We start from the raw sequence: 3,145 nt of genomic DNA, 5'->3' as shown, positions 1-3,145 counted from the left end.
AACTCGCCTTCGGCTCAAACAAGTTTTTGCCCTGATCCGTCTGGCCCTGCGCTCCTCGGCGCATCCACAAGGGGTGGGGGCAGGAATACCGAATCGCCAAATACCAGCGCCGAAACCACACCGCTCGTTAAAACGGCGTATCGCCCTCAATCGTCGTGCGATAAAGCTTGCGGCGCAGGTGGTCGGGGGTGCCTGCGGCCAGGTGGGTGACTGAGCGGTTGTCCCAGAAGACCATGTCGTGCGGCTGCCACTGGTGGCGGTAGATGAGTTCAGGGCGCGACGTGTGTTCGAACAGTTCCGTCAGCAGCGCTTTACTTTCGTCCTCTGGGATGTCGAGGATGCGAGTGGTGAAATGTTCGCTGACGAACAGGGCCTTGCGGCCGGTTTCGGGGTGGGTGCGCACGACCGGGTGGACCACCGGTTTGACCTCGTCCACCTGTTCCTGCGTGAGCTTGGGCCGCCAGGGGCTGCGGCTGCGCAGTTCTTCGTATTTGGCGAGGTAGGTGTGTTCGGCGCGCAGGCCTTGCACGGCGGTCTTGAGGGCCAGGGGCAGGGTGTCCCAGGCGGTGTGCTGGTTGGCGAACAGGGTGTCGCCGCCTTCGGCGGGCAGTTCCTGCGCGTGCAGCAGCGAGCCCAGGCTGGGTTTGTCCTTGTAGGAAAGGTCGGAGTGCCAGAAATGGCCGGCGTCGCCCAGGCCTATGGGTTCGCCGTTTTCCTTGATGTTGGAGACGATCAGGATTTCCGGGTGGTTTGGCAGCTGGAAGTTTTTGAGCACGTGGATTTGCAGCGGCCCGAAGCGGCGGCTGAAGTCCACATGCTGCCGCGGCGTGATGCGCTGGTCGCGAAACACCAGCACATGGTGGTCCAGGTGGGCGCGGTGTATGCGGCTGAAATCGGCTGCGGAGAGCGGCTGTGAGAGGTCCAGGCCCAGCACTTCGGCGCCCAGCGGCGCATCAAAAGGGCGGATCTCAAGAACGGAGGGGGAGGTTGCGGCGGCCTCTGCTGTTGCCGTTTGCCCGCTGGGAGCCAAAGTCGCTGTCATCTTCACCTTTGTTATCTGTGCCCCTGGGCGGGGCCAGCAGCAAATATAGGGACGCGCCGGCCCAAAGTGAACAATCGATTTGTCATTTGGTAATTACCTCGCCATGAAAAAAGCCCGCGGATGCGGGCTTTTTGCTGTGCGGGGCGCCGGGTTCAGGCGGCTACGGCGGCCCGGTCCTGGTTGGCGGCGGGCGCCTGCGTGTGCGTGACGATTTCAATCTGCGCCGCGGCCAGGGCGGCCTCCTTGGCGGCTTCGCCCATGGCCAGGCCTTCGGCGCGCACAAAACGCACGTCGGTGATACCGAAGAAACCGAATACCACCTTGAGGTAGCTTTCCTGGTGTTCCAGGGCGGTCATGGCTTCGCTGGTCGAATAGACGCCGCCGCGGGCAGAAGCCACGATCACGGTCTTGCCGCCGGCCAGGCCCACAGGGCCTTTTTCGGTGTACTTGAAGGTGCGGCCGACCTGGGCGACACGGTCAATCCAGGCCTTGAGCTGGCTGGGGATGGCGAAGTTGTACAGCGGCGCGCCCACCACGATCACATCGGCTGCCAGGAATTGCGTCACCAGGGCTTCGGACACGGCGTTTTCGCGCTTTTGCACCTCGCTCAGGTCGCTGCCGGCGGGCATGCGGAAACCCAGCGACTCGGCCGAGAGGTGGGAAGGCGTGTCGACGGCCAGGTCCAGGTAGCTGACTTCGGTGCCGGGGTGGCCGGCGCGCCAGGAAGCCACGATTTGTGCGGTGAGCTGGCGGGAAACCGAGTTGCCGCCCAGGATGCTGGAGTCGATGTGAAGAAGCTTGCTCATGATGGGGTTCCTAAACAGAGTGGTTGTTGAATCGGGTTTTCAGGCCGTATTCACCTTGAATCGCAGCCATGGATAGATTGTGTGGATGGATCGATTGATTGATAAGTCGGTAAAATTGCGATAGATTGTTCTACCTACGAGACAATGATTCGCCACCAAGGCCAGGCAGGCCATCAACGGAAGGACGGCGCCCCATGCAAGACCTCAATGACATGCTGTATTTCGCGGAGGTGGTGGAGCGCGGCGGCTTTGCCGCGGCCGGGCGCGCGCTGGGCCTGCCCAAGTCACGCTTGTCGCGCCGCGTGGCCGAGCTGGAGTCCAGGCTGGGCGTGCGGCTCTTGCAGCGCACCACACGCAAGCTCTCGCTGACGGAGGTCGGTGAAATCTATTTGCGCCACTGCGGCGCCATGCGCGACGAGGCCCTGGCCGCGGCCGAAGCCGTGGCGCAGATGCAGGTCGAGCCGCGCGGCACCTTGCGCATCACCTGCCCGGTGACGCTGGCGCAGGGCTCGGTGGGCTACCTGGTGCCCCGCTATATGGAGATATATCCCCAGGTGCGCATAGACATGCGCGTGACCAACCGCGTGATCGACCTGGTGGAGGAGGGCATAGACATCGCGCTGCGCGTGCGCCCCACGCTGGAAGACAGCGGCAGCCTGGTGATCAAGAACCTGGGCTCCAGCGGCGGCCAGCTGCTGGCCAGCCCGGCCTTGCTGCAACGCCAGGGCCGGCCCGAAAAACCCGAAGACCTGCTCAAGCTCGACACCGTGTCCATGTCCTGGGCCGACGGGCGCTCGTCCTGGCGGCTGCTGGGCCCCGGCGGCAAGGAGTTCGTGCTGCAGCACCAGCCGCGCTATGTCGCCGACGACCTGCAGACCCTGAAACTCGCGGTGCTGGCCGGCACCGGCATGAGTTTTTTACCCGACTCCATGAGCGCGGCCGAACGGCAGGCCCAGCTGCTGGTGCCCGTGCTGCCGGGCTGGTCGCTCCCTTCCGGCGTGGCGCATGCGGTGTTCCCCTCGCGGCGCGGGCAGGTGCCGGCAGTGAGGAGTTTTCTGGATTTTTTGGGGGAGAGGATGAGGGGGGATTCTTTGGCTTGAGGTTTTGGCCTCAAAGGCCATTGGCTGCTCTTGCTTCAGCGGTGCGCTCGCTGCTGAGGCTTGCTGGCCGGGGTCGCCCGGCATGCGACTCACTTTTTTTGCTTCGCCAAAAAAAGTAAGCAAAAAAAGGCGACCCTGGTTGCTGCGTCCCCTGCGCTTCGCTACGGGGCAACCTGCGGTGCTCGGTCCAGCCGGGG

At 63.9% G+C, this 3,145-nt stretch carries 3 protein-coding genes; 1 reads left to right on the top strand and 2 read right to left on the bottom strand.

What is annotated here, in order from left to right:
• Nucleotides 1–127: 127 nt before the first annotated feature.
• Nucleotides 128–1,042, bottom strand: a complete 915-nt coding sequence (locus PMI15_RS19565; RefSeq protein WP_007873450.1) for a TauD/TfdA family dioxygenase — start codon at nt 1,040–1,042, stop codon at nt 128–130.
• Nucleotides 1,043–1,194: 152 nt separating this feature from the next.
• Nucleotides 1,195–1,848, bottom strand: coding sequence for an FMN-dependent NADH-azoreductase (locus PMI15_RS19560; protein ID WP_007873448.1), 654 nt, complete (start codon nt 1,846–1,848; stop codon nt 1,195–1,197).
• A gap of 194 nt (nt 1,849–2,042) precedes the next feature.
• Here PMI15_RS19560 and PMI15_RS19555 point away from each other — a divergent pair, with 194 nt between their 5' ends.
• Complete coding sequence (locus PMI15_RS19555; protein ID WP_007873446.1) at nt 2,043–2,948, top strand: LysR substrate-binding domain-containing protein; 906 nt, start codon at nt 2,043–2,045, stop codon at nt 2,946–2,948.
• Nucleotides 2,949–3,145: the final 197 nt, after the last annotated feature.

This window comes from Polaromonas sp. CF318 (assembly GCF_000282655.1).
Classification (GTDB): domain Bacteria; phylum Pseudomonadota; class Gammaproteobacteria; order Burkholderiales; family Burkholderiaceae_C; genus Polaromonas.
Note: the sequence above shows the minus strand (reverse complement) of the source record. Positions and strands in the feature narration are given on the sequence as shown.